Annotated in this window: 21 protein-coding genes, 1 tRNA gene and 1 riboswitch; of the genes, 8 read left to right on the top strand and 14 right to left on the bottom strand. The window is 65.2% G+C overall.

Annotated features, from left to right (window positions below):
* Window positions 1-132 precede the first annotated feature (132 nt).
* Window positions 133-195, bottom strand: a riboswitch (Fluoride riboswitch).
* Window positions 196-398: 203 nt separating this feature from the next.
* Both V8683_RS11585 and rpoD read right to left on the bottom strand, forming a co-directional pair.
* A tRNA-Ile gene (locus V8683_RS11585) sits at window positions 399-486 on the bottom strand.
* 133 nt (window positions 487-619) lie between these two features.
* Window positions 620-2,875 (bottom strand): RNA polymerase sigma factor RpoD, encoded by a 2,256-nt coding sequence (gene rpoD / locus V8683_RS11580; RefSeq protein ID WP_411191635.1) that lies wholly within the window; start codon window positions 2,873-2,875, stop codon window positions 620-622.
* On the opposite strand from rpoD, the gene V8683_RS11575 reads away from it, so the two are divergent.
* The gene (locus tag V8683_RS11575; protein WP_411192559.1) at window positions 2,763-3,095 is read left to right on the top strand and encodes a hypothetical protein; all 333 of its coding nucleotides are present in this window, start codon (window positions 2,763-2,765) and stop codon (window positions 3,093-3,095) included. The two genes, rpoD and V8683_RS11575, sit on opposite strands and share 113 nt — an antisense overlap.
* A 34-nt stretch (window positions 3,096-3,129) precedes the next feature.
* Here the strand turns inward: V8683_RS11575 and dnaG are convergent, their stop codons facing one another.
* The 4 genes from dnaG to V8683_RS11555 all read right to left on the bottom strand — a co-directional run bounded on the left by dnaG (window position 3,130) and on the right by V8683_RS11555 (window position 7,349).
* A complete protein-coding gene (gene dnaG / locus V8683_RS11570; protein WP_411191636.1) occupies window positions 3,130-5,007 on the bottom strand; it encodes a DNA primase in 1,878 nt (625 codons plus the stop codon).
* 103 nt (window positions 5,008-5,110) lie between these two features.
* A complete protein-coding gene (locus V8683_RS11565) occupies window positions 5,111-5,557 on the bottom strand; it encodes a GatB/YqeY domain-containing protein (protein WP_411191637.1) in 447 nt (148 codons plus the stop codon).
* Window positions 5,558-5,801: 244 nt separating this feature from the next.
* Window positions 5,802-6,014, bottom strand: a complete 213-nt coding sequence (gene rpsU, locus V8683_RS11560; protein ID WP_013434742.1) for a 30S ribosomal protein S21 — start codon at window positions 6,012-6,014, stop codon at window positions 5,802-5,804.
* 111 nt (window positions 6,015-6,125) lie between these two features.
* Window positions 6,126-7,349, bottom strand: coding sequence for a BaiN/RdsA family NAD(P)/FAD-dependent oxidoreductase (locus tag V8683_RS11555; protein WP_411191638.1), 1,224 nt, complete (start codon window positions 7,347-7,349; stop codon window positions 6,126-6,128).
* A 204-nt stretch (window positions 7,350-7,553) separates the two neighbouring features.
* Between V8683_RS11555 and tsaD the strand changes: the two genes are divergently transcribed.
* Complete coding sequence (tsaD, locus tag V8683_RS11550; protein ID WP_411192522.1) at window positions 7,554-8,579, top strand: tRNA (adenosine(37)-N6)-threonylcarbamoyltransferase complex transferase subunit TsaD; 1,026 nt, start codon at window positions 7,554-7,556, stop codon at window positions 8,577-8,579.
* A gap of 84 nt (window positions 8,580-8,663) precedes the next feature.
* Here the strand turns inward: tsaD and folE2 are convergent, their stop codons facing one another.
* From folE2 to V8683_RS11530, 4 genes are all read right to left on the bottom strand, one after another.
* Window positions 8,664-9,473 carry a GTP cyclohydrolase FolE2 gene (folE2, locus tag V8683_RS11545; RefSeq protein WP_411191639.1) on the bottom strand — a complete coding sequence of 270 codons (810 nt, stop codon included), beginning with the start codon at window positions 9,471-9,473 and terminating at the stop codon, window positions 8,664-8,666.
* Window positions 9,474-9,666: 193 nt separating this feature from the next.
* Window positions 9,667-11,574, bottom strand: a complete 1,908-nt coding sequence (dxs, locus tag V8683_RS11540) for a 1-deoxy-D-xylulose-5-phosphate synthase (RefSeq protein WP_411191640.1) — start codon at window positions 11,572-11,574, stop codon at window positions 9,667-9,669.
* A gap of 86 nt (window positions 11,575-11,660) precedes the next feature.
* The gene (locus V8683_RS11535) at window positions 11,661-12,554 is read right to left on the bottom strand and encodes a polyprenyl synthetase family protein (protein WP_411191641.1); all 894 of its coding nucleotides are present in this window, start codon (window positions 12,552-12,554) and stop codon (window positions 11,661-11,663) included.
* Window positions 12,551-12,892, bottom strand: coding sequence for an exodeoxyribonuclease VII small subunit (locus V8683_RS11530; RefSeq protein ID WP_411191642.1), 342 nt, complete (start codon window positions 12,890-12,892; stop codon window positions 12,551-12,553). The genes V8683_RS11535 and V8683_RS11530 overlap by 4 nt, the downstream gene beginning before the upstream one ends.
* On the opposite strand from V8683_RS11530, the gene V8683_RS11525 reads away from it, so the two are divergent.
* From V8683_RS11525 to V8683_RS11515, 3 genes are all read left to right on the top strand, one after another.
* Window positions 12,891-13,061 (top strand): hypothetical protein, encoded by a 171-nt coding sequence (locus tag V8683_RS11525; protein WP_411191643.1) that lies wholly within the window; start codon window positions 12,891-12,893, stop codon window positions 13,059-13,061. The genes V8683_RS11530 and V8683_RS11525 overlap by 2 nt on opposite strands.
* A gap of 106 nt (window positions 13,062-13,167) precedes the next feature.
* Window positions 13,168-14,274, top strand: a complete 1,107-nt coding sequence (locus V8683_RS11520) for an aromatic ring-hydroxylating oxygenase subunit alpha (RefSeq protein WP_411191644.1) — start codon at window positions 13,168-13,170, stop codon at window positions 14,272-14,274.
* Between the two features lie 192 nt (window positions 14,275-14,466).
* Window positions 14,467-15,336, top strand: coding sequence for a sulfurtransferase (locus tag V8683_RS11515; protein ID WP_411191645.1), 870 nt, complete (start codon window positions 14,467-14,469; stop codon window positions 15,334-15,336).
* A 57-nt stretch (window positions 15,337-15,393) separates the two neighbouring features.
* Here the strand turns inward: V8683_RS11515 and V8683_RS11510 are convergent, their stop codons facing one another.
* From V8683_RS11510 to polA, 3 genes are all read right to left on the bottom strand, one after another.
* Window positions 15,394-16,266, bottom strand: a complete 873-nt coding sequence (locus V8683_RS11510; protein ID WP_411191646.1) for a dienelactone hydrolase family protein — start codon at window positions 16,264-16,266, stop codon at window positions 15,394-15,396.
* A gap of 24 nt (window positions 16,267-16,290) precedes the next feature.
* The gene (locus tag V8683_RS11505) at window positions 16,291-17,634 is read right to left on the bottom strand and encodes an NAD(P)/FAD-dependent oxidoreductase (protein WP_411191647.1); all 1,344 of its coding nucleotides are present in this window, start codon (window positions 17,632-17,634) and stop codon (window positions 16,291-16,293) included.
* A 167-nt stretch (window positions 17,635-17,801) separates the two neighbouring features.
* Window positions 17,802-20,600, bottom strand: a complete 2,799-nt coding sequence (gene polA / locus V8683_RS11500) for a DNA polymerase I (RefSeq protein ID WP_411192523.1) — start codon at window positions 20,598-20,600, stop codon at window positions 17,802-17,804.
* Between the two features lies 1 nt (window position 20,601).
* Here polA and V8683_RS11495 point away from each other — a divergent pair, with 1 nt between their 5' ends.
* Genes V8683_RS11495 through V8683_RS11485 form a run of 3 tightly spaced genes read left to right on the top strand, consistent with a single transcriptional unit; the run spans window position 20,602 to window position 22,513 of the window.
* A complete protein-coding gene (locus V8683_RS11495; RefSeq protein WP_411191648.1) occupies window positions 20,602-21,363 on the top strand; it encodes an LOG family protein in 762 nt (253 codons plus the stop codon).
* Between the two features lie 26 nt (window positions 21,364-21,389).
* Entirely contained in the window at window positions 21,390-21,989 is a 600-nt protein-coding gene (locus V8683_RS11490; RefSeq protein ID WP_411191649.1) for a chromate transporter, read from the top strand.
* The gene (locus V8683_RS11485; protein ID WP_411191650.1) at window positions 21,986-22,513 is read left to right on the top strand and encodes a chromate transporter; all 528 of its coding nucleotides are present in this window, start codon (window positions 21,986-21,988) and stop codon (window positions 22,511-22,513) included. The genes V8683_RS11490 and V8683_RS11485 overlap by 4 nt, the downstream gene beginning before the upstream one ends.
* A gap of 100 nt (window positions 22,514-22,613) precedes the next feature.
* Here V8683_RS11485 and V8683_RS11480 read toward each other — a convergent pair whose 3' ends face one another.
* On the bottom strand, window positions 22,614-24,110 hold the full coding sequence (locus V8683_RS11480) for an AMP nucleosidase (RefSeq protein ID WP_411192524.1): 1,497 nt from the start codon (window positions 24,108-24,110) through the stop codon (window positions 22,614-22,616).
* Between the last annotated feature and the right edge of the window lie 128 nt (window positions 24,111-24,238).

Below are 24,238 nucleotides of genomic sequence, written 5' to 3'. Positions count from 1 at the left end.
GACCGGGACGTATCGGGAACGCCCGGCGCCGGTAGAGCACCGTATCGAAGAGAACTGGGAAGCGCTGCGAGCGCAGCGTGGGCAATGTGAGTCTCGCCCCGGATAAGTCGTGCGCCCGCAGTGCCTGTTCCCAGGCCTGCAGGCATCATTAGCCCTTAGGGCGGTTCAAGGAGGAATGCCATCTCCTTTTTTAACTTTACGCCGGTCGCCACCGCGTTACAAGGCTTCCCATGTGCGATCTCCCCGTTTTATTTTCACTGGCGACGGCACCTGCTGCATCACCATTGCGAGAGTCGGATTTTTTCGGCGCGATTGACATGCTGCATTGCGAATGCGTTGGCGATTCGCCTTAAGCACGGCCAGAGGGAATGTCCAGAAACGCACTGGAATGCTTTGAATGGTGGGCCGGGTCGGATTCGAACCGACGATGTCCTTTCGGAGGCGGATTATGAGTCCGCTGCCTGCAACCAGCACGGCGTCCGGCCCAAAGAGAAGCGTCAACAAAAAAGCCCGGTCTAGCAAAAGGCCGGGCCTTGTTCGACGACAGGCCGACATACTACACGAAAGCAGGCCGGCCTGGCGAGTGCACATGCACAGCATGCGCACATGAAGCAAAAAATCAGTTCCCTTCGAGGAACGACTTGAGCTTGTCCGAGCGGCTCGGGTGACGCAGCTTGCGCAGCGCCTTCGCTTCGATCTGGCGAATCCGCTCGCGTGTCACGTCGAACTGCTTGCCCACTTCTTCGAGCGTGTGGTCCGTGCTCATCTCGATACCGAAGCGCATGCGCAGCACCTTCGCTTCGCGCGGCGTCAGCGAATCGAGCACGTCCTTCACCACGTCGCGCATCGAGGCATGCAGCGCGGCATCCGCGGGCGCAACCGTGTTCGTGTCCTCGATGAAGTCGCCAAGATGCGAATCGTCGTCGTCGCCGATCGGCGTTTCCATGGAGATCGGCTCCTTCGCGATCTTCATGATCTTGCGGATCTTGTCCTCTGGCATCTCCATCTTCTCGGCCAGCGTCGCCGGATCCGGTTCGAGACCGGTTTCCTGCAGAATCTGCCGCGAAATACGGTTCATCTTGTTGATCGTCTCGATCATGTGAACCGGAATGCGGATCGTGCGCGCCTGGTCCGCGATCGAACGCGTGATGGCCTGGCGGATCCACCACGTCGCGTAGGTCGAGAACTTGTAGCCGCGCCGATATTCGAACTTGTCCACCGCCTTCATGAGGCCGATGTTGCCTTCCTGGATGAGGTCGAGGAACTGCAGGCCGCGGTTCGTGTACTTCTTCGCGATCGAGATCACGAGGCGCAGGTTCGCCTCCGTCATCTCGCGCTTCGCCTGGCGCGCCTTCAGTTCACCGGCCGCCATCTGGCGGTTGGTTTCCTTCAGATCCTTGAGCGGCAGCACCACGCGCGCCTGCAGGTCGAGCAGGCGCTGCTGCTGTTCGCGGATCGCCGGGATGTTGCGCGAGAGGATCGCGCTGTACCCGTGGTTCTCGCCCACGATCTTGTCGGTCCACTCGAGGTCGGTCTCGTTGCCCGGGAAACGCGCGATGAACTCCGAGCGCGGCATGCCGCACCGGTCCACCACCGTGTGCAGGATCTGGCGCTCGACCTGGCGCACTTCGTCCACCTGCGCACGCAGCGTGTCGCACAGGCGCTCGACCGTGCGGGCGGTAAAGCGGATCGACATCAGTTCGTTCTGAATCGTTTCCTGCGCCTTGAGGTAGGACTTCGACTTGTAGCCTTCCTTCTCGAACGCGCGGCGCATCTTGTCGAACCATTCGCTGATGAGCGCGAACTTCTCGAGCGAGGCGCGCTTGAGCGCTTCGAGCTGGGCTGCGTTGGCCGTTGCCTGCGCAGCACCCTCGTCCTCTTCTTCCTCCTCTTCTTCCTCTTCCTCTTCGGCGTCCTCGTCTTCGTTCTCGATCGCTTCCGCTTCCTGCGCGGAAAAGCCGTCGGTATCTTCGGCATTCGGATCGATCAGGCCGTCGACCAGTTCATCCACGCGGATCTCGTCGTTCGCCACGCGCTCGGCCATCGCGAGGATGTCGGCAATCGTGGTCGGGCACGCAGAGATCGCCATGACCATGTGCTTGAGGCCGTCTTCAATACGCTTCGCGATTTCGATTTCGCCTTCGCGCGTCAGCAGCTCGACCGTGCCCATTTCGCGCATGTACATGCGCACGGGGTCGGTGGTGCGGCCGAATTCCGAGTCGACGGTGGACAACGCAACTTCCGCTTCCTCTTCTACTTCGTCGTCCGAAGAAGCGTTCGGCGCGTTGTCGTTGAGCAGCAGCGTTTCGGCATCGGGCGCCTGCTCGTACACGGCCACGCCCATGTCGTTGAAGGTGCTGATGATGCCTTCGATCGCCTCGGTCTCGGTGAAGTTGTCAGGCAGGTGATCGTTGATTTCGGCGTACGTGAGAAAGCCGCGCTCCTTACCCAGCTTGATGAGCGCTCGCAGTTTCGAGCGACGCTCCTCGAGCTCCTCGACGGTCCCGGGCTGCGAGGACGCGAACGCGTCTTTCAGCAGCGCCTTTTCCTTCGCCCGCCGGTCGCGCGCACGGGCCTTTTCGCCCTTGCCCGCGACGGGCGTGCTGTCTTCGCTCTGGCTTGCGTCGTCTTCGACGGATACTTCATTCAGCTTTTTCGTCATGGAGTTCGCCGTTTCGGCTATAGTCTCGACTCGCGGCTGGTGGACGTCAGCCTCTTGAACCGTGGATCCTGGAGCCTCGCGCTCTGCCACATCGTCCGCAATGGCAGGCACTTGCCTTGCACTACTCGAACCGGACCGCTTCGTTGCCACTGGCGTTTGGGTTGCGGCTTTCGCCGCGCGTGTTGGCGCCGCTCTGGCGGCCGAAGCAGCCATGGTCTTCTTCCGGGCAGCGGGTTCTGGAGGGGTGGCGGTCGACTTGCCGGCGGAGTGGGCGGCGCTGGCCTCTCTGGCCTTGAGGGTCGACTTCGTCGAGTCTTTGCCTGTCGCCTTTTTTTCGCCTGTAGTCTTTGCCATTGCCATTCCGTCCTTGCTGGAAGCTGGGTATAAGCCCGGAAGAAAACAAAAACAAACCGCTGAAAACCTTTTATTATAGCACGCGAGGCAAAATCCCCCCGGTGCGCCCTCCCTTACAAACCGAGCTGACGTTTCATATCAGTCCGGGTCTGATTCAGCGTCATCAGCTCCGCCAATTCCTCGGGCGTATGCCGCGACTGCCGCGAAAGCACATCGAGCCGTTCGCAACACGCGTCATAGCGCATCTTCAGGATCGCCGCCGTCAATTCCTCGCCCACCAGCCGCTCCTGCTCGCGCCGCTCCTCGGCCACCATGGCGTCTTCGGGATTTTTCATCAATAAATCCCGGACGTTTTCATCATAGTCCAGAATTTCCCGAAAAATCTCCTCGAAGGTCGGGGCGTTCGCCCCGTTGCGCAAGAGATCCGAAAGGAGCTGAAACGCAGCAGCATCGCCCAGTCCGCGGGCGTGCGTGGTCACTTCCTCGAAAAGTTCGCCGTGCCGCGTGAGCCCGATCAGGGCCCGCTCGGCCTCCTCGTCCAGTTGCACAACGATGCGCGGATGCATCACGAGGTTGCGCAGCGCCTTGCGCTCGATCCCGGTCACGAGGTGCCGATCCTTGCGCGCGGGGGCCGATCGGGCAGCCCGGGCGATTCGCGCGTCGACCTCGCACAGCGCCGCCACTTCCTCGAACGGCACGTCCAGCCGGTCCGCGAACATATGCATGATCTGCGCGCGCAACGCGTTCGCCGGCAGCGCCTGCAGGAGCGGCTTGGCGTCGAACAGCGCCCGCGCGCGGCCTTCCGGCTGATCCAGCTCCTTGCCCGTCAGCACCTCGTTCAGCATGAACTGCGACAGCGGCATGGCCCGCTCGACCTGCTCGCGGAACGCCTCGGTGCCGAATTCGCGGACATAGCTGTCCGGATCGTGCTCCGGCGGCAGGAACAGGAACCGGATCGTGCGGTTGTCCGCCGCATGAGGCAGGCAGGCGTCGAGCGCACGCCGCGCGGCACGGCGGCCGGCCGAATCGCCGTCGAAGCTGAAGACCACCGTATCGGTCTGACGCAGCAGCTTTTGCACGTGGATCGGCGTGCAGGCGGTGCCGAGCGTCGCCACGGCGTTCTGGAAACCGAGCTGCGCCAGCGCGACCACGTCCATGTACCCTTCGACCACCAGCACGTACTGGTGCTCGCGAATCGCAAGACGCGCCTCGAAGAGGCCGTACAGTTCGCTGCCCTTGTTGAACAACGGCGTTTCCGGCGAATTCAGATACTTGGGCTCGCCGCCGTCGAGCACCCGCCCGCCGAAGCCGATCACGGCACCCTTGACGTTGCGGATCGGGAACATGACCCGATCGCGGAAACGGTCATAGCGGCGGGCCTGCCCCTGGGCGTCCTGCTTCTCGCTGACGATCACGAGCCCGGTTTCGACCAGCGCATCGTCCCGATAGTCGGCAAATGCCGACTCCAGGTTCTGCCAACCATCGGGCGCATAGCCGAGGCCGAAGCGCGCCGCGATCTCGCCGGTGAGGCCGCGCTTTTTCAGGTACTGGATCGCATTGGGCGCGCTGCGCAGTTGCCTGCGGTAGTAGTCGCACGCCGTCTGCATGATGTCGGATAAAGCGGTGGCGACCGCCTTCGAAGGACCGCTCGAGTAGCCGCCCGCACCGGCGCCGCCCCCGCCGCCACGCACCGGCGACGGCTCCTGCGGCACCGTGAGCCCGACCGATTGCGCGAGCTCGTTGACGGCCTCGGGAAACGTGAGGCCCGCATGCTCCATCAGGAAGCCGATGGCGGTGCCGTGAGCGCCGCAGCCGAAGCAATGATAGAACTGCTTCGTTGGACTAACGGTAAACGAAGGGCTCTTTTCGTTGTGGAACGGGCACAGGCCCATGAAGTTCGCGCCGCCCTTCTTGAGCTGCACGAAGCGTCCCACCACGTCGACGATATCGACGCGGTTCAGCAGATCCTGCAGGAACGAATGCGGAATCATCGGGACGAATGCGCTCCGGCTGGCTGAATCACACGGACGGCGCGGACGGTGCGGGTGGCGCCACCCGGGAGTCCGGATCGCACCGCCCGCGAGCCGCCTGGCCTTACTTCGAGAGCGCGGCCTTGACCAGCGCGGACACAGCCGTCATATCGGCACGGCCGGCGAGTTTGCCCTTGAGCACGCCCATCACCTTGCCCATGTCCTGCGGGCCGGCGGCGCCCGTCTGCGCGACCGCGGCCTGCACTTCGGCGGCGACTTCCGCGTCGGAAAGCTGCGCGGGCATGTAACCGGCGAGCACCTTCAGCTCGGCAGCCTCTTTCTCCACGAGATCCGTGCGGCCCGCGGTCTCGAACTGGCTGATCGAGTCCTTGCGCTGCTTGATCATCTTGTCGACGACCGCCGTGATGCCCGCGTCGTCGAGCGTCACGCGCTCGTCGACTTCGCGCTGCTTGATCGCGGCGAGCAGCAGGCGAATCGTGCCGAGGCGCTCGGCTTCGCGCGCGCGCATCGCCGCTTTCATATCGTCGTTGATCCGGTCCTTGAGGCTCATCACTCACCTGAAATGCGTTGGGGTTACGAATATCCCGGCGTACCGAGGCGCTGACGCCCCATGCCCCGCTTGCCGTACACACATCATATCAATGCAAAAACCCGCCTGGAAACGCTTCCAGGCGGGTCGGCGCAAATTCTCGATGGTCGCGACCACACCAGAGGGGCAGCAACAGCCGCGTCAGCCTGGTGCAGCCCAGCCGTCATTCACGGCCGACTGCGGCCAGACCACGGCAATGCCGGAATCAGTACAGCTTCTTCGGCAGCATCTGGCTGCGCAGGCGCTTGAAGTGGCGCTTCACGGCCGCCGCCTTCTTGCGTTTACGCTCAGCCGTCGGCTTTTCGTAAAACTCGCGCGCGCGAAGTTCGGTCAGAAGACCGTTCTTCTCGATCGTGCGTTTGAAGCGGCGCATGGCCACTTCAAAGGGTTCATTTTCTTTTACGCGGATGGTCGTCATTTTCCAATAACGGATCTGGGGTAAAGGGAATTGAGTATAGCAGAGCGAAATGCACTAAGACAGGCGGTGGTCAAGCGCCGATCCATGCCGGTTCAGGGCCCCCTGGCGGGGCTAAAGCGAGGGCTGAAGCGCGAACGCGGAAGCGGCTTCGCCCGCCGCCACACCCGAGGCCCAGGCCCACTGAAAATTGTAGCCGCCGAGCCAGCCGGTCACGTCCACGGCCTCGCCGATAAAGTAGAGCCCCGGCACCCGCTGGCTCATCATCGTGGCCGACGAAAGTTCACGCGTGTCGACCCCGCCGCGCGTGACCTCGGCCTTCTTGTAGCCTTCGGTGCCGGTGGGCGTCAGCGTCCATTGCGCGAGGCCTTCGCCGATGCGGAGCAGCGTCTTGTCGGGCAGGTCGGCGAGGCGTGCGTCGGCCGCAACCTGATGCCCTTCCAGCCAGACGTGCGCGAGCCGCGCCGGGATCCATTCGGCCAGCAGATTGCCGATCTGGCGCCTGGTCGCGCCCTTGGCTTCGACGAGCGCGGCGGCCGGATCGCGTTCGGGCAGCAGGTTCACCCGAATGGGCTGCCCCGGCTGCCAGAAGCTCGAAATCTGCAGCACGCCGGGGCCGGACAGGCCGCGATGGGTGAACAGCAGATCTTCGTCGAACGCCCCGCCCGTCTTGCGCTCTCCGGTCGCGATGCGCACGTCGAGCGACACGCCCGAAAGCGCCGCATACGGTGCCCAGTCGTCATACGCGAAGGTGAGCGGCACGAGCGCCGGACGCGTATCGATGAGTTTGTGGCCGAACTGCTTCGCGACGCGATAGGCAAAATCGGTTGCGCCGATCTTCGGAATGGAGAGACCACCGGTCGCGATCACGAGCGCGCGGGCGCGAATCGTGCCTTGCGGCGTGCCGAGGGTGAAGCCCGCGCCCTCCGAATGGCTCACCGCCTCGACGGGCAGCGGACGGCGCCAGGTCACGCTGCCGGCGTCGCATTCGGCCCGCAGGACATCGATGATCGCCTCGCTCGACTGGTCGCAAAACAACTGCCCTTTGTGCTTTTCGTGCCAGGTCACGCGATGCTGGCGCAGCAACGCGAGAAAATCGCGCGGCGTATATCGCGCGAGCGCCGAGCGGCAAAAATGCGGGTTCGCCGAAAGATAATTGGCCGGCCCGGCGTGCAGATTCGTGAAGTTGCAGCGCCCGCCGCCCGAAATGCGGATTTTTTCCGCGAGGCGCGGCGCATGATCGATCAGCGCCACGCGGCGCCCCTGCTGGCCGGCCACCGCCGCGCACATCATCCCGGCCGCCCCGGCGCCGATCACGGCGATATCGAAAGATTCCATGGCGCGCATTCTACCTGCCCCCTCCGTCAAATCGCCCGGAGCCTGGGCGCGGCGGCCCGCGTTTGCCGCCACCGGTTCCGCCGGCCGCATTCGGTGCGCACTGCCGGTGCGCACTGCTATACTTTCGGGTTTCCCGCTCACTTTGCCGGCCAGGCGCTTGCAGCCGTATCAGGCAACCGCAGCCCCACCATCGCCCGCCTCACCATGCTCGTTCTCGGCATCGAAAGCTCCTGCGACGAAACCGGCCTTGCGCTCTACGACACCGAGCGCGGCCTGCTCGCCCACGCCCTGCACTCGCAGATCGCCATGCATCGCGAGTACGGCGGCGTCGTGCCGGAACTCGCCTCGCGCGACCACATCCGCCGCGCGTTGCCGCTGCTCGAAGAAGTGCTGGAGCAAAGCGGCGCGGCGCGCGGCGACATCGACGCGATCGCCTATACGCAAGGCCCCGGCCTCGCGGGCGCGCTGCTGGTGGGCGCGAGCATCGCCAATGCGCTCGCCATGGCCTGGAACCGCCCGACGGTCGGCATCCATCATCTCGAAGGGCATCTGCTCTCGCCACTTCTCGTCAATGCGCCGCCGCCGTTTCCGTTCGTGGCGCTGCTCGTCTCGGGCGGCCACACGCAGCTCATGCGCGTGACCGACGTGGGCGTGTACGAAACCTTGGGTGAAACGCTCGACGACGCCGCCGGCGAAGCCTTCGACAAAACCGCCAAGCTGCTGGGTCTCGGTTATCCGGGCGGCCCCGAGGTCTCGCGGCTCGCCGAGTTCGGCACCCCCGGAGCTATCACGCTGCCGCGGCCGATGCTGCATTCCGGCGATCTCGACTTCAGCTTTAGCGGACTAAAGACGGCCGTGCTGACGCACGTGAAGAAGCTGGGCCCGAACATTTGCGAGCAAGGCAAGGCCGATATCGCGCGCGGTTTCGTCGATGCAGCCGTGGATGTGCTCGCGGCCAAATCGATCGCCGCGCTCAAGCGTACGAAGCTAAAGCGCCTCGTGGTAGCGGGCGGCGTGGGCGCGAACAAGCAGTTGCGCGAAACGCTTTCGGCGGCGGCGCAAAAGCGCGGCTTCGAAGTCCACTACCCCGATCTTTCGCTGTGCACCGACAACGGCGCGATGATCGCGCTCGCCGGAGCGATGCGCCTCGCGCGCTGGCCCGAGCAGGCCACGCGGGATTACGCGTTCACAGTCAAACCGCGCTGGGATCTGACCTCGCTGGAACGGTAAAGCCGCTTTTTTTGCCGCCGCAAGGCGACAAAAAAGCCGCCTTTTCAGGCGGCTTTTTTCGTTCTGCGCAAGCGGTATCGGAGATCACCCACGCGCGCGCTTGTCGTGCTCGATCACGGCATACGCACTGTGATTGTGGATCGACTCGAAATTCTCGGCTTCCAGCACGTAAGCGGCAACGCGTGCATCGGCATTCAGGCGCACGGCCACGTCGCGCACGAGATCCTCGACGAACTTCGGATTCTCATACGCGCGCTCGGTCACGAACTTCTCGTCCGGGCGCTTGAGCAGGCCCCACAGCTCGCACGACGCCTCTTCCTCGGCAATCCGGATGAGATCCTCTACCGGCAGATCACCCGCCAGCTCGGCGTCGATCGTGACGTGCGAGCGCTGGTTGTGCGCGCCGTACTGCGAGATCTTCTTCGAGCACGGACAAAGGCTCGTCACCGGCACCAGCACCTTCAGGAACAGGCGCGTCCGACCGTCACGCTTGTCGCCCGTCAGCGTCACCTCGTAATCGAGCAGGCTCTCCACGCCCGACACCGGCGCCACCTTCTTCACGAAGTACGGAAACGACACCTCGATGCGGCCCGCCTGCGATTCGAGCTTTTCGAGCATGGCGGCCAGCATCGTGCTGAACGTAGCGGACGTCAGCGGCGCCCTGTGCTCCTCCAACAGTGCAACGAAGCGCGACATGTGCGTGCCCTTCTGGTCCGCGGGCAGATGAACGTCGAGGTTCCACGTGCCTACCGTCGGCTGCACGTCGCCGTTGCTGGTCGCCACGGTCAGCGGATGGCGCACGGCCTTCACGCCCACGCGCTGGATCGGAATCTGGCGGGTATCGACGGAGCTTTGCACGTCCGGCATCACGAAAGCCGGGTTCATCTGGTTCATGTTCTTGTCCTTGATGCCACGCGCTACGCGGCGCGCAATGCCAAGCGCCGGCATAAGCCGGCGCTTGGCACGCGGGTTCGGGGTTCATCAACCCGCCCGCAGGTTCAAACGGAAAGTGGGCTATCGCGGCGGCCAACGCCCGATACGAACCGGGCGGCCATGCCGCGAGGCGCTAACTCCAGCGTTGCCCAACTCAGGCGACGCGCATCACCGACTTGCCGGACGCGTTCGCCGTGCGGTCGAGGAAGCGCTCGCGAATCGACTTCGCGATCCCTGCCGCGTCGAGCCCCACGCCGGCCAGCAACTTGGCCGGGTCGCCGTGATCGATGAAGCGATCGGGAAGGCCCAATTGTAGTACGGGCTTGATAACCCCACTTTCAAGCAGGGCTTCCACGCAGGCCGAACCCGCGCCGCCCATGATGCAGCCTTCCTCGACCGTCACAAGATAGTCGTGCGTCTCGGCAAGCTGGCGCACGAGTTCCGCGTCGAGCGGCTTCACGAAGCGCATGTTCGCCACCGTGGCGTCGAGTTCCTCGGCGGCGGCCAGCGAGGGCGCCACCATCGTGCCGAATGCGAGGATCGCAATGCGCTTGCCTGCCGGCGCACTGCTTTCGCGGCGAACCTCGCCCTTACCCACCGGCAGCGCGGCCATCTGCTTGACGGTCGCGACGCCCGTGCCCGCACCGCGCGGGTAGCGCACGGCCGTCGGGCAGTCCTGCTGGAGCGCCGTGTAGAGCATCTGGCGGCACTCGTTTTCGTCCGAGGCGGCCATGACCATCATGTTCGGAACGCAGCGCATGAACGCGAGATCGTAGGCGCCCGCGTGCGTCGCACCGTCCGCGCCGACGAGGCCCGCGCGGTCGATCGCGAACACCACAGGCAGGTTCTGCAGCGCGACGTCGTGGATCAGTTGGTCATACGCGCGCTGCAGGAAGGTCGAGTAGATCGCGACGACAGGCTTGAGGCCCTCGGCAGCGATACCGCCCGCGAACGTCACTGCGTGCTGCTCGGCAATGCCCACGTCGTAGTAGCGGTCCGGGAAGCGCTTTTCGAACTCGACCATGCCCGAGCCTTCGCGCATGGCCGGCGTGATGCCGATCACGCGCGAATCGAGTTCGGCCGCGTCGCACAGCCACTCGCCGAAAACCTGCGTATAGGTCTTCTTGCCCGGTGCCGTGGACGGCTTGATGCCTTCGGCCGGGTTGAACTTGCCTGGACCGTGGTAGAGCACGGGGTCCGCTTCGGCGAGCTTGTAGCCCTGGCCTTTTTTCGTCACGACGTGCAGGAATTGCGGACCGCGCAGCTCCTTGATGTTCTGCAGCGTCGGGATCAGCGAATCGAGATCGTGACCGTCGATCGGCCCGATGTAGTTGAAGCCGAACTCTTCGAACAGCGTGGCCGGCACGATCATGCCCTTCGCGTGTTCTTCGAGCTTGCGCGCGAGGTCGAGCACGGGCGGCGCATGGCGCAGCACGCGCTCCACGCCCGCACGTGCGGCGGCGTAGAAGCGGCCCGACATGAGGCGCGCGAGATGGCGATTGAGCGCGCCCACCGGCGGCGAAATCGACATGTCGTTGTCGTTGAGGATCACCAGCAGCGGCACGTCGTCTTCCACACCGCCGTTGTTCAGCGCCTCGAAGGCCATGCCGGCCGTCATCGCGCCGTCGCCGATCACGGCGATGCCCATGGCGTCATCGCCCTTGAGCTTGCTCGCGATGGCCATGCCGAGCGCCGCCGAGATCGACGTGCTTGAGTGCGCGGTGCCGAACGTGTCGTACGGCGACTCGTCGCGTTTCGGGAAGCCCGAGATGCCGCCGAGCTGGCGCAGCGTGTGCATCTGGTCGCGGCGGCCGGTCAGGATCTTGTGCGGATAGGTCTGGTGGCCGACGTCCCAGACGATGCGATCGCGCGGCGTGTCGAACACGTAGTGCAGCGCGATCGTCAGTTCGACCGTACCGAGGTTGGACGACAAATGGCCGCCCGTCTGCGAGACGCTGTCGAGAACGAAGGCACGCAGTTCGTCGGCAAGCGGTTGCAACTGGCGGCGATCAAGGCGGCGTAAATCCGCCGGGTCGTCAATGGTTTTCAGCAAGTCGTACATCGTCGTTCCAGTCCAGGAAATCGGGCGCTCCCGCACTTCTGGCGCACATTACGTCCCCTTTCATGCGCGCGGGCGGGTTGGCGCGGTCAGCTGACCCGGTTCACCACCAGGTCAGCGAGTTCGGCAAGGCGCCTTGCGGGCGCGCCGAACGGTTCGAGGGCCGCATGCGCGTCGCTGCGCAACTGCTGCGCCAGCGCCCGCGATGCGTCCAGACCGATGATCGACACGTAGGTCGGCTTGCCGTCCTTCGCGTCCTTGCCAGCGGTCTTGCCGAGCGTCGCCGAGTCGGCGGTGACATCGAGAATGTCGTCCACCACCTGGAAGGCGAGGCCCACTGCCGCTGCGTACGCGTCGAGCGCGCGCAGCGTGTCGGCGGAGGGCGTCTCGCCCGCCACCGCGCCCATGCGGACCGACGCGCGCAGCAGCGCGCCGGTCTTCAGCCGGTGCATCGTTTCGAGTTCTTCACGCGTCAGCGCACGCCCCACGCTCGCAAGGTCGATGGCCTGGCCGCCGGCCATGCCGATCGAGCCGCTCGCCAGCGCCAGTTCGCGCACGAGCGCGGCCTGGCGCGCCGGCGCATCGCGCAAACCCGGCACGTCCGACGTCAGCGTAATGAAAGCCTGCGACTGCAGCGCGTCGCCCACCAGCAACGCCGTGGGATCGTCGTACTTGACGTGGACCGTCGGCTTGCCGCGGCGCATGTCGTCGTTGTCCATGCACGGCATGTCGTCGTGCACGAGCGAGTAGACGTGGATCATCTCCAGCGCGCAGGCCGCCGCGTCGAGCGCCTCGGGCGTCGCGCCCGTCAGTTCGCCCGCAGCATGGCACAGAAGCGGCCGAACGCGCTTGCCGCCGCCCAGCACGGCATAACGCATGGCGTCATGCAGGCCCGCGGGCAGCACGTCGGCTGCCGGCAAATAGTGTTCGAGCGCGCTCTCGACCCGGTCCAGCACCTGCCGGGTCCATTGTTCAGAAGTCATAGATCGTCGTCTCCGCCCGTTGCGGATGTCGTATTGAGGGGCGCGGGCTTGAGCGTCTCGCCGTCGAGTACGCGCACCTGTTGTTCAACCTTTTCCAACTGCTGCTGACAGAACTTCACCAGCACGGCGCCGCGCCGGTAGGCGTCCAGCGATTCCTCGAGACTCAGGCTGCCGCCTTCCATGCGCGCCACGAGCGCATCGAGCTCCGCCAGCGCGGCCTCGTAGCTCTCGGGCTGCCGCAGGTCGCCGCCGCTGTTGCCACCGCCGCTGCCGCCGTCGTTGCCGTTTTCAGCACCTTCGGCCGCCGCGGCGCGGTCTTTCGTTGCGGATTTCGCCATGAGTCGTCGCAGAATTGAAACAAGGCGGACATTCTACGGCAAAAGCGCCGAACCCGACCCGCTCGCCCACTTGCGTCCCCTTGCCGCCACAGGGGCGATCCTGACCGAAATCCGCCACGCCGGCACGCCGATCGCGTTGCCCGGAGGCAATTTTGGCAAAAATCAGTGACTTAGCTACCCCTTGGGGGTGGAAACGGGTATACTAGCCGGCTCCCTAAATCGAATCTTCGATGGTTGGGTTGTTCACTGCTTTCACGTCTTCATCGGGAGTGGGAATGTCCAATCTGAGCAATGCATTGCAGCTGAAGTCCATTCACAGCCAGCTGCCAGTCACCGCTTATTTTGACGAAGCGCTTCTCCAGCGCGAAATCGAAACGCTTTTCCAGAAAGGTCCTCGTTACGTCGGGCACGAGCTGATGGTGCCCGAAGCGGGGAATTATTTTGCACTGCCCAGCGAAAAAGAAGGCCGCGTGCTGGTGCGTAACAAGCAGGACCAGGTCGAGCTGCTCTCGAACGTCTGCCGCCACCGCCAGGCCATCATGCTAAACGGTCGCGGCACGGCCAACAACATCGTATGTCCGCTGCATCGCTGGACCTACGACCTCAGGGGCGAACTGCTCGGCGCGCCGCACTTCGCGGACAAACCTTGCCTGAACCTGAACCGCACGCCGCTGCAGCAGTGGAACGGCCTGCTCTTCGAGTCCGCGGGACGCGACATCGCGCGCGACCTCGCCCGCCTCGGGCCCGCGAAGCATCTCGACTTTACGGACTATATGTTCGATCACGTCGAGGTCCACGAGTGCAACTACAACTGGAAGACCTTCATCGAGGTCTATCTGGAGGACTACCACGTCGTGCCGTTCCACCCGGGCCTCGGCCAGTTCGTCTCGTGCGACGACCTGAGGTGGGAATTCGGCGAGTGGTACAGCGTGCAGACCGTGGGCGTGCACAGCCAGCTCGGCAAGCCGGGCAGCCCGACGTACCGCAAGTGGCACGACGAAGTCCTGCGCTTCCGTAACGGCGTGCCGCCGGAGTTCGGTGCGATCTGGATGGTGTACTACCCGAATCTCATGATCGAGTGGTACCCACACGTGCTCGTGGTGTCGTGGCTGATTCCCGAGGGTACGCAGAAGACGAAGAACATCGTCGAGTTCTACTACCCCGAGGAAATCACGCTGTTCGAGCGCGAGTTCGTCGAGGCCGAGCGTGCCGCCTATATGGAAACGGCGGTCGAGGACGACGAGATCGCCGAGCGCATGGACGCCGGCCGCCGCGCGCTGTTCGAGCGCGGCGAGTCGGAAGTCGGCCCGTATCAGAGCCCGATGGAAGACGGCATGCAGCACTTCCACGAGTTCCTGCGGCGCGAGCTGGGAACGATCTGATCGCTGATTGGATCGCTTATTTGATCCATAAGCGGCACATGCCGATGCAGCGAGGAAAGACGGGCTACGGCCCGTCTTTTTGTTTAGACTGACGGCATCGGGCCGGCCTTGCCGGCCGCTCATCTCTCAGCTTTGCATGGGATCGCTCCAAAGCGCTGAAGCGCCAGGTGCGATCGACAAGGAGCCGCCGTCATGCCCCACACGCACTACACCACGCTCATCTCCGCCGCCAATCTCTACGAACGCCTGACGGCCGCGCCGGGCAGCGTCCTCGTGTTCGATTGCCGCTTCGATCTCGCCAACTCCGGCAGCGGCGAAGCGGCTTACGCGGCCAACCACATTCCCGGCGCCCAATATCTTCACCTCGATCGCGACCTCTCCGGCGCGAAGACCGGCAAGAACGGCCGCCATCCGCTGCCCGAGCGCGCGGCGCTCGTCAGCACGCTGGCGGCGCACGGCCTCCACGCCGGGCAGCAGGTCGTAGCCTACGACGCCCAGGGCGGCAGCTACGCGGCCCGCCTGTGGTGGCTGCTGCGCTGGCTCGGTCACGACTCGGCGGCGGTGCTCGATGGCGGCCTGCAGGCCTGGGAAGCGGCGGGCTATCCGCTCTCCAGCGACGTGCCGCTTCCCGTGCCCGGCAACTTCAAGGCGGGTGCGCCGCTACAGGTGACGGTCGACGTGCAGGCGGTCGTGCGCAATCTCTCGACGCACGAACTGCTGGTCGTGGACGCGCGCGCGGCGGATCGCTATCGCGGCGAGAACGAAACGATCGATCCGGTGGCCGGCCACATTCCGGGCGCGCGCAACCGCTTCTTCAAGGACAACCTCGGCGCCGACGGCCGCTTCAAGCCCGCGCACGCGCTGCGCGACGAGTTCTCGGCGGTGCTGGGCAGCACGACGCCCGAACACGTCGTGCTGCAATGCGGCTCGGGCGTCACGGCCTGTCACAACGCGCTCGCGATGGAGATCGCGGGCCTGCACGGCGCGGCGCTCTACGGAGGCTCGTGGAGCGAGTGGTGCGCCGATCCGTCGCGCCCGGCTGCGACGGGCCCCAATCCCTGAGCACCTCGCTCGATATCGGGCCCAACATCGGGTCAAACTCGCCTCAACCGCGCGGCGTCACGCGACGCCGTGCTCCCTGAACCACGCCAGCGCGCGCTTCCAGCCGTCCTCGGCATCGGCCTGGCGATAGCTCGGGCGATAGTCGGCGAAGAAGGCGTGGCCCGCGTCGTCGTACACGACGAAGTCCGAGCCGCGGCCGCCCTGCGGCCCCTGCGCGATCGCCTGCTTCATCTGCGCGAGCGTGTTCTGCGGAATGCTCTGGTCCTGGCGGCCGTAGAGCCCGAGCACCGGCACCTGCAGGCTGCCCGCGAGATCGAGCGGATTGGCCGGCATGGTCGCCGTATGCGGCCCCGCCACACGGCCATACCACGCCACGGCGGCCTTCAGGTGCGGGTTGTGCTCGGCATAGAGCCAACTGATGCGCCCGCCCCAGCAGAAACCGTTGATGCCCACGCGCTTCAGGTCGCCGCCATGCTGCCCGGCCCAGGCGACGGTCGCGTCGAGGTCGGACATCACCTGCGCGTCGGGAACCTTGCTCGCGATGTTCTGATCGATCTGCTGTATGGTCGGATAAACCGATGCATCGCCCTCGCGCACGAAGAGGTCGGGGGCAATGGCAAGGTAACCGAGCTTCGCGAAACGCCGGCACACGTCGGCGATGTGCTCGTGCACGCCGAAGATCTCGTGCACGACGACGATCACGGGCAGATGCGTCTTGCCGAGCGGCTGGGCCCGGTATGCGGGAATCAGCGTGCCGTTCGACTCGAAGCCCACTTCGCCGGCTTCGAGACCCGCCGCATCGGTGTGGATGGTCTGCGCGGAGACCGGCAGCACGGCGGCGGCAAACCCGCTGCCGAGCGCCGCCTTCAGGAAGGTGCGCCGATTGAACGGCACGTGCGGGACAAGGGAATCGACTTCGGGCTTCAGCATGCAACGCTCCTCGTTAGACGGCATTCAATGCAGTTTCACGCGTGGCAGCGTCGTGCGGCGCAGCCAGTGCGCGAAGGTGTCGAGCACCATGCGCGCATAGCCGTGCAGCGCGGCGATATGCATGCGGTACAACGACATATACATGAAACGGGCGAACAGGCCTTCGATCAGCATGCTACCGCCAATCACCCCGCCCATCAGATTGCCGACCGCGCTGAAATGGCCGAGCGACACCAGCGAGCCGAAGTCGCGATAGGTGAACTCGGGCAGCGGCCGGCCTTCGAGCAGGTTGCCGAGCGAACGCAGCAGGAAGGCCGCCTCCTGGTGGGCGGCCTGGGCGCGCGGCGGCACGCCACGCTCATTTCCGGGCCATTCGCAGGCGGCGCAGTCGCCGAACGCGAAGACGTTGTCGTCGGCTTCGGTTTGCAGCGTGCGGCGCACGATCAGTTGGCCCAGCTTGTTGACGGGCAGGCCGTCGAGCTGCGCCAGCACCGGTGGCGCCGTGATTCCTGCCGCCCAGACCGTGAGGTCGGCACGCAAGGCCTTGCCGCTCGCCGTGCGCACCACGCCCGGCGCAACTTCCGTCACGCGCTCGCTGGTCAGGATCCGCACGCCGAGCTTCGTCAGCAGCTCGGCGGTTGGCGACGAAACGCGCTCGGGCAGCGCGGGCAGAATACGCGGCCCGGCCTCGATCAGCACGATGCCCACGTCGTGGCTCGGATCGAGCTTGTGAAGACCATAGGCGGAGAGCACCTGCGCGGTATTGCGCAGCTCGGCCGAAAGCTCGACGCCCGTGGCGCCCGCGCCGATGATCGCGATCTGCACGCGCCGCTCGTCGGCTTGCTCCGCGCCTTCGGGCGCCGGTCCCGGCTCCTGATGCTCGGCGCGCATGCACGCCGCGATGAGCCGCTTGCGAAAGCGTTCGGCCTGCGCGACGGTGTCGAGTGCGAGGGAATTTTCCGCAGCGCCTGGCACGCCGAAGAAATGCGTCGTGCTGCCGATCGCCAGCACGAGCGTGTCGTATTCGAGCTCGCGCGGCGGCAGCATATCGCCGCCGTCCTCGTCCTTTACCGCGCCGAGGCGGATGCGCTTCGCCGCGCGATTGAGGCCGGTCAGCTCGCCCTGCTGGAACTCGAAGCCGTGCCAGCGCGCCTGTGCCGCGTATTCGAGCTCCTGCGTGAACGGATCCATGCTGCCTGCCGCGACTTCGTGCAGGAGCGGCTTCCAGATATGGGTCGGATAGCGGTCGACCAGCGTCACGCTCGCGCGCGGCGGCCTCCCTCTGCGCGCCTTGCCGTAGCGGTCGCCCAGCCGTGTCGCGAGCTCCAGTCCGCCAGCGCCTCCCCCCACAACGATAAAGCGATGCATAGACCCTCCGTGCGTGTTGTCTGGCGTCAGAACGGCCGACAACGAGTGCTGGCCGCCACTCATTGTCGGCTGACGCCGCGCATCACAACAAGCATGCGCCGGGCATGCCGGTCATGCGAGCCGCGCGCTTGTGCCAGCCGGCGTGCGCGGGTACTGCATCGTTACGCTCAGTGCGCTTCCTCCCAGTTCGCCCCGACACCCACTTCGGCGACGAGCGGCACCTTGAGCTGGGCCACCGAGCACATCAGTTCCGGCAGACGCTTGCGGACTTCGGCCAGTTCCTCGTCCGGCACTTCGAGCACGAGTTCATCGTGCACCTGCATGATCATCTTCGTGCGCATGCGCGTGTCGTCGAGCCACTTCTCGACGGCGATCATCGAAAGCTTGATGAGGTCCGCCGCGGTGCCCTGCATCGGCGCGTTGATCGCGGCACGCTCGGCCGCCTGGCGGCGCGGGCCGTTACCGCCGTTGATCTCGGGCAGCCAGAGGCGGCGGCCGAACACGGTCTCGACATAGCCGCGCGATTTCGCGTCCATGCGCGTCTCGTCCATGTAGCGCGCCACGCCCGGATAACGCGCGAAATAGCGGTCGATATAGAGCTTCGCCGCGTCGCGCGTGATGCCGAGATTCGATGCGAGCCCAAACGCGCTCATGCCGTAGATCAGGCCGAAGTTGATGACCTTGGCAATGCGGCGCTGGTCTGCGCTGACTTCGAGCGGCGTCACGCCGAACACTTCGGCGGCGGTGGCGCGGTGAATGTCGTCGCCGCGCGCGAACGCGGCGAGCAGCGACTCGTCGCCCGAGATGTGCGCCATGATGCGCAGCTCGATCTGCGAATAGTCGGCCGAAACGATCTTGCAGCCGGGCGCGGCGACGAACGCCTCGCGAATACGCCGCCCCTCGCCCGTGCGCACCGGAATGTTCTGCAGATTCGGATCGTTCGATGCCAGACGCCCCGTAACCGCCACGGCCTGCGCGTAGTTCGTGTGCACGCGGCCCGTCTGCGCATTGACCATGCGCGGCAGCTTGTCGGTATACGTGGACTTCAGCTTCGCGAGCCCGCGATGCTCGAGCAGCAGCTTCGGCAGCGGGTAGTCTTCGGCGAGCTTCTGCAGCACTTCTTCGTCGGTGGACGGCGCGCCGCTGGGCGTTTTCTTCACGACGGGCAGTTGCAGCTTCTCGAAGAAGATCTGGCCGATCTGCTTCGGCGAGCCGAGGTTGAACTCGCCGCCCGCCAGCGCATACGCCTGCTGTTCGAGCTCGACGAGACGCACGGCAATTTCCGCGCTCTGACGCTCGAGGCGCTCCGCATCGATCAGGACACCGTTGCGTTCCATCTGGCGCAGCACGCGCGAAGTGGGCATCTCGATCTCGCGGTACACGTAGCCCAGTCCCTTCTCCTGCTCGATCTGCGGATAGAGCGCGAGATGCAGTTGCAGCGTGATGTCGGCATCTTCCGCCGCATATTCGGCCGCCTTGTCGAGCGCGACTTCGTCGAAGCCGATCTGCTGCGCGCCCTTGCCCGCCACTTCCTCGTACTTGATCGTCTTGATGCCGAGGTGACGCAGCGCGAGGCTGTCCATGTCATGGCTGCGATGCGATTCGAGCACGTACGATTCGAGCATCGTGTCGTACTCGACGCCGCCCAGCGCAATGTCGTAGTTCGCGAGCACCTGCTCGTCGTACTTCATGTGCTGGCCGACCTTCTTGTGCTGCCCGCTTTCCAGCCACGGCTTCAGGCGCGCGAGCACTTCGTCGAGCGGCAACTGATCGGGCACGTCCGGCCCGCGATGGCCAACCGGCAGATACGCGGCCTGTCCAGGCTCCGTGGCAAACGAAAGGCCGACGAGCTTCGCGACCATGGGATCGAGCGACGTCGTCTCGGTGTCGAACGCGGTCAGGCGGGCGCCTTCGATCTTCCCGAGCCATGCGTCGAATTGGTCCCACGTCTGGATCGTTTCGTAGTGGCGCGGCACGTCGAGCATCAGCGCGGGCTGCACGTCCGCGTCCTGCTTCGGTGCGTCGCCGCTCGTCGCGGCCGGCACGCTGCTGCTCTGATCGGCTTCATTGACTTCGCGCAGCCAGGTCTTGAAGCCATGACGCGCGAAGATGTCGCGCAATTCCTCACGCGCTTCGGCTCGCGTGGCGAGCGAGGCTTCGATCGACTCGATGTGCGGCGTGAGTTCGCAAGCCGTCTCCACGGTGACGAGCTTTCTCGCCATCGGCAGGAAATCGAGCGCGTCACGCAGATAGCCGCCCACGGCCCCCTTGATTTCGGCCGCATGTTCGACGATGCCGTCGAGCGTGCCGTACTCCGTGAGCCACTTCACCGCCGTCTTCGGGCCGCACTTGTTCACGCCCGGCACGTTGTCCACGGTGTCGCCGATCAGCGAAAGATAATCGACGATGCGCTCCGGCGGCACGCCGAACTTCGCGATCACGCCTTCGCGGTCGAGCGTTTCGTTCGTCATCGTGTTGATGAGCGTGACGCGGTCCGTCACGAGCTGCGCGAGATCCTTGTCGCCCGTGGAAACGATCACTTTCATGCCGAGCTTTTCGGCCTGGCGCGCGAGGGTGCCGATCACGTCGTCGGCCTCGACGCCTTCGATCATCAGGAGCGGCCAGCCGAGCGCGCGCACGGCCACGTGGATGGGCTCGATCTGCGCCGCAAGCGGCTCGGGCATGGAAGGCCGGTTCGCCTTATAGTCGGGATACCAGTCGTCGCGGAACGTCTTGCCCTTCGCATCGAACACGCACGCGCTATACTCTGCCGTAACCTCCTTGCGCATACGGCGCAGCATGTTGATGATCCCGTATAGCGCACCCGTCGGCTCGCCGTCAGGACCGCGCAGATCCGGCATCGCATGGTAGGCCCGATAGAGATAGCTGGAACCGTCGACCAGCAACAGGGTCTTTCCTTCCAGCTCAGTATGTAGGTTGGTTTCCACGCGTAGTTCTTCAGGCATTATGGACAAGAGAAAAGTGATTCCGAGTCTGCGTTCGCTCGCAGATCAAGAGCGCGCAACGGCCAAGAAGGCGCGCGCATCGTGGCAGATGTTCACGATTATGGCAGAGTTTATCGAGGCGACCGAGTACCTCTCCGAGATCCGGCCGGCCGTCAGCATCTACGGTTCTGCCCGCCTGAAACCGGACTCGAAGTACTATCAGCTGGCTATCGAAATCGCGGGCAAAGTGTCCGACGCGGGCTTCGCCGTGATCTCCGGCGGCGGCCCCGGCATCATGGAAGCGGCGAACAAGGGCGCGCACGCCGGCAAGTCGCCTTCGGTGGGCCTGAACATCGAGCTGCCGCACGAGCAGTCGGGCAACCAGTGGCAGGACATTTCGCTGCGTTTCCGCCATTTCTTCACGCGCAAGGTCACCTTCGTCAAGAACTCCGACGCCGTGATCGTCATGCCGGGCGGCTTCGGCACCCTCGACGAACTGGCCGAAGTGCTCACGCTGATCCAGACGAAGAAATCGCGCCACGTGCCGATCATTCTGGTGGGCTCGGAGTTCTGGCAAGGCCTGCTTGCCTGGTTCCGCTCGGCGCTCGTGCCGATGGGCCTCATCAATCCCGAAGACATGGACCTGATGCAGGTGATCGACGACCCGGACCAGGTGCTCGAAGCGGTCCTCAAGTTCTATGAGGACAAGGACAGCGGCGAAGAAGGCGAGAAAGTCCGCCACGAGCGCAGCGACTCCGACGAAGACCGGATGTTCTACCTCTGACATTCGGCTTTCGTTTCATCTCTGCGATGAATCAAACGCTCCCCCAGGACGCACCGCCGGACGCCGCCGGCGCGCCGCATGCGCCAACGGTGCGCGAACTGTTCCTCGGCTTTCTCGGGCTGGGCTTTTCTTCGTTCGGCGGCGCGCTGCCGCTTGCGCGCCGCACCATTGTCGAGCAGCGCCACTGGCTTTCGGCCGCGGAATTCACGGACCTGCTCGGCCTGTGCCAATTCCTGCCTGGCGGCAACGTCATCAACCTTTCGGTCGCGATCGGCATGCGCTTCAGGGGCTGGCGCGGCGCGCTGGCCGGCCTGCTCGGGCTGATGGCCGGGCCGACGCTCGTGGTCATCGCACTCGGCGTGCTCTACGAGCGCACGCAAAACGATCCGCACGTGCGCCACCTGTTCGTCGGGCTTGCTGCGGCCGCGGCCGGGCTCCTCGTCGCGATGGCCGTGAAAATCCTGTTGCCGCTGCGCCGCGAGCCCGCCACGGCCTTCGTCGCGCTGCTCGGCTTCGTCGCCATAGCGATCCTGCGCACGCCGCTCCTGCCCACCATGCTCGTGCTCACCCCCGTCGGCATCGCCTTCGCGGCGCGCGCCGCCCGCCGCGTGGGAGGCGCGCGATGAACGCCACGCCCGTCGCACTCGCCGCGATCTTCAGCCAGCTCTCGCTGCTCGCGTTCGGCGGCGGCAATACGATCCTGCCCGAGATGCAGCGTCAGGTCGTGGAGGTGCATCACTGGATGCCCGCCAGCGAGTTCAGCGCGCTCTTCGCGCTCGCCCAGGCCGCGCCCGGGCCGAACCTGATGATCGTCCCACTGGTTGGCTGGCATGTGGCTGGCTGGGCCGGCCTGATCGTGACTTCCGTGGCGAAGTTCGGTCCTTCGTCGCTCGTGACCATCGCCGTGCTGCACGCATGGGACCGCTTCAAGGACCGCCCGTGGCGGCGCATCGCGCAGCGCGGGCTCGTGCCGGTGACGGCGGGCCTCGTGGCCGCCAGTGCGATGCTGATTGCGAAGGCCTCCGATCCTTCGTGGATCGCGTGGGCGATCACTGGCGTGTGCGCGGTGCTGGCATTTCGCACGAAGGTCCATCCGCTGTGGCTGCTCGCGGCGGGTAGCCTGATCGGGTTGAGCGGGTTCGGGCAATGAGAAAGGAGAGGCTCGACCCGGACCGCCAGGCTATCCATATGGATTGCTGATGATTCAGGTCACGAGACCGGCTACGCATCGCGCGCAGCCGGACTTTGTGTTACTGAAATGCCACCTCGGCAAAGCTGCGCAGCTTGCGGCTATGCAGCTTGTGCAAGCCATTCGTGCGCAGAATCTCCATCGCTTTCACACCAATCTGCAGATGCTGGTCCACCTGGGCGCGATAGAACGAATCGGCCATGCCGGGCAGCTTCAGCTCGCCATGCAGCGGCTTGTCCGAGACGCACAGCAGCGTGCCGTACGGCACGCGAAACCGGAACCCGTTCGCCGCAATCGTCGCGCTTTCCATATCGAGCGCAACCGCGCGGCTTTGCGACAGCCGCTGCACCGGCTCGCGATGATCGCGCAATTCCCAGTTGCGGTTGTCCACGCTCGCCACCGTACCCGTGCGCATCACGCGCTTAAGCTCCGGGCCGTCGAGCTGCGTGACCTGCGCCACCGCGCGCTCCAGCGCGAGCTGCACTTCCGCCAGCGCCGGAATCGGCACCCACAGCGGCAGGTCCGCGTCGAGCACGTGATCTTCGCGCACGTAGCCGTGTGCGAGCACGTAGTCGCCAAGACGCTGCGTGTTGCGCAAACCGGCGCAGTGTCCAAGCATGACCCACGCGTGCGGCCGCAGCACGGCGATGTGATCGGTAATGGTCTTCGCGTTCGAAGGCCCCACGCCGATGTTGACCATCGTGATCCCGCTGCCGTCCGCGCGCTTCAGGTGGTAGGCCGGCATCTGCGGCAGGCGCGCCGCCAGCGTGCCTTCGTCGTCCTGCTCGCCCAGATTCGCGTTGTACGTCACCACGTCGCCCGGTTCGACGAACGAGGTGTACTCGCTGCGATAGTTGCGCACGTCGGCGTCGTCGGTGTGGGCCATCATCGCGCGGCCGAGCTTCACGAACTCGTCGATATAGAACTGGTAATTCGTATAGAGCACGTAGTTCTGGAAGTGCGTGGGCGACGTGGCCGTATAGTGCCTCAGCCGGTGCAGCGAGAAATCCACGCGCGGCGCCGTGAAGAGCGCGAGCGGCTGCGGCTCGCCCGGCGCCGGTTCATAGGTGCCGTTAACGATGCGGTCGTCGAGCTGCGCGAGATCGGGCGTGTCGAACACGTCGCGCATGGCGACGAGCCGCTCGCGGTCCAGGTCGCCTTCCAGGTGGATGCCTTCGGCAAAGGCGAAATGCACCGGAATGGGCTGTTCCGAAACGCCCACTTCGATCGACACGTGATGGTTCTTCGCCAGCAGCCGCAACTGCTCGCGGTAATAGTCGCCGAACAGGTCCGGCCGCGTGACGGTCGTCTCGAACACGCCCGGTCCCGCCACGAAACCATAGGAGCGCCGCGAGTCGATGTGCGTGTTGACTTCCGTGCGAATGCGCACGAACGGATAGCACGCGCGCACGCGGCGATCGAACGCCTCGCCGCGCCGGTAGCGCGCGAACGCATCGCGCAAGAACGAGGTGTTCGACTCGTAGATGGTGGACAGGCGGGCGACAGCGTCGGCGGCGTCCGTGAAGGATCCGGTCGGGAAATCATGCGCGGGCGTCATGAACGGCCGCAGGTGGGTGTCGTTATTCATCGTCTTGCGCTCCGGTCGGTCGAACCACCTTACCACGGAACCCCGCCATGCTGAGCACAGCCCTTCGGCGCGCCCGGCGATTGGCCGCCGGCCCCGCT

The organism is Paraburkholderia sp. AV2, from assembly GCF_054968425.1.
Note: the sequence above shows the minus strand (reverse complement) of the source record. Positions and strands in the feature narration are given on the sequence as shown.

Bases quoted from the DNA above. Each gene is read 5' to 3' on its own strand.
- V8683_RS11505 (WP_411191647.1), bottom strand. From the start codon at position 17,634: ATGCATCGCTTTATCGTTGTGGGGGGAGGCGCTGGCGGACTGGAGCTC.
- dnaG (WP_411191636.1), bottom strand. From the start codon at position 5,007: ATGATTCCGCATTCGTTCCTGCAGGATCTGCTGAACCGCGTCGATATC.
- V8683_RS11480 (WP_411192524.1), bottom strand. From the start codon at position 24,110: ATGACGCCCGCGCATGATTTCCCGACCGGATCCTTCACGGACGCCGCC.
- V8683_RS11535 (WP_411191641.1), bottom strand. From the start codon at position 12,554: ATGACTTCTGAACAATGGACCCGGCAGGTGCTGGACCGGGTCGAGAGC.
- rpoD (WP_411191635.1), bottom strand. From the start codon at position 2,875: ATGGCTGCTTCGGCCGCCAGAGCGGCGCCAACACGCGCGGCGAAAGCC.
- V8683_RS11515 (WP_411191645.1), top strand. From the start codon at position 14,467: ATGCCCCACACGCACTACACCACGCTCATCTCCGCCGCCAATCTCTAC.
- V8683_RS11510 (WP_411191646.1), bottom strand. From the start codon at position 16,266: ATGCTGAAGCCCGAAGTCGATTCCCTTGTCCCGCACGTGCCGTTCAAT.
- V8683_RS11495 (WP_411191648.1), top strand. From the start codon at position 20,602: ATGGACAAGAGAAAAGTGATTCCGAGTCTGCGTTCGCTCGCAGATCAA.
- V8683_RS11490 (WP_411191649.1), top strand. From the start codon at position 21,390: ATGAATCAAACGCTCCCCCAGGACGCACCGCCGGACGCCGCCGGCGCG.
- V8683_RS11575 (WP_411192559.1), top strand. From the start codon at position 2,763: ATGGCAGGCACTTGCCTTGCACTACTCGAACCGGACCGCTTCGTTGCC.
- dxs (WP_411191640.1), bottom strand. From the start codon at position 11,574: ATGTACGACTTGCTGAAAACCATTGACGACCCGGCGGATTTACGCCGC.
- rpsU (WP_013434742.1), bottom strand. From the start codon at position 6,014: ATGACGACCATCCGCGTAAAAGAAAATGAACCCTTTGAAGTGGCCATG.
- V8683_RS11525 (WP_411191643.1), top strand. From the start codon at position 12,891: ATGAGTCGTCGCAGAATTGAAACAAGGCGGACATTCTACGGCAAAAGC.
- V8683_RS11530 (WP_411191642.1), bottom strand. From the start codon at position 12,892: ATGGCGAAATCCGCAACGAAAGACCGCGCCGCGGCGGCCGAAGGTGCT.
- V8683_RS11565 (WP_411191637.1), bottom strand. From the start codon at position 5,557: ATGAGCCTCAAGGACCGGATCAACGACGATATGAAAGCGGCGATGCGC.
- folE2 (WP_411191639.1), bottom strand. From the start codon at position 9,473: ATGAACCAGATGAACCCGGCTTTCGTGATGCCGGACGTGCAAAGCTCC.
- tsaD (WP_411192522.1), top strand. From the start codon at position 7,554: ATGCTCGTTCTCGGCATCGAAAGCTCCTGCGACGAAACCGGCCTTGCG.
- V8683_RS11485 (WP_411191650.1), top strand. From the start codon at position 21,986: ATGAACGCCACGCCCGTCGCACTCGCCGCGATCTTCAGCCAGCTCTCG.
- V8683_RS11520 (WP_411191644.1), top strand. From the start codon at position 13,168: ATGTCCAATCTGAGCAATGCATTGCAGCTGAAGTCCATTCACAGCCAG.
- V8683_RS11555 (WP_411191638.1), bottom strand. From the start codon at position 7,349: ATGGAATCTTTCGATATCGCCGTGATCGGCGCCGGGGCGGCCGGGATG.
- polA (WP_411192523.1), bottom strand. From the start codon at position 20,600: ATGCCTGAAGAACTACGCGTGGAAACCAACCTACATACTGAGCTGGAA.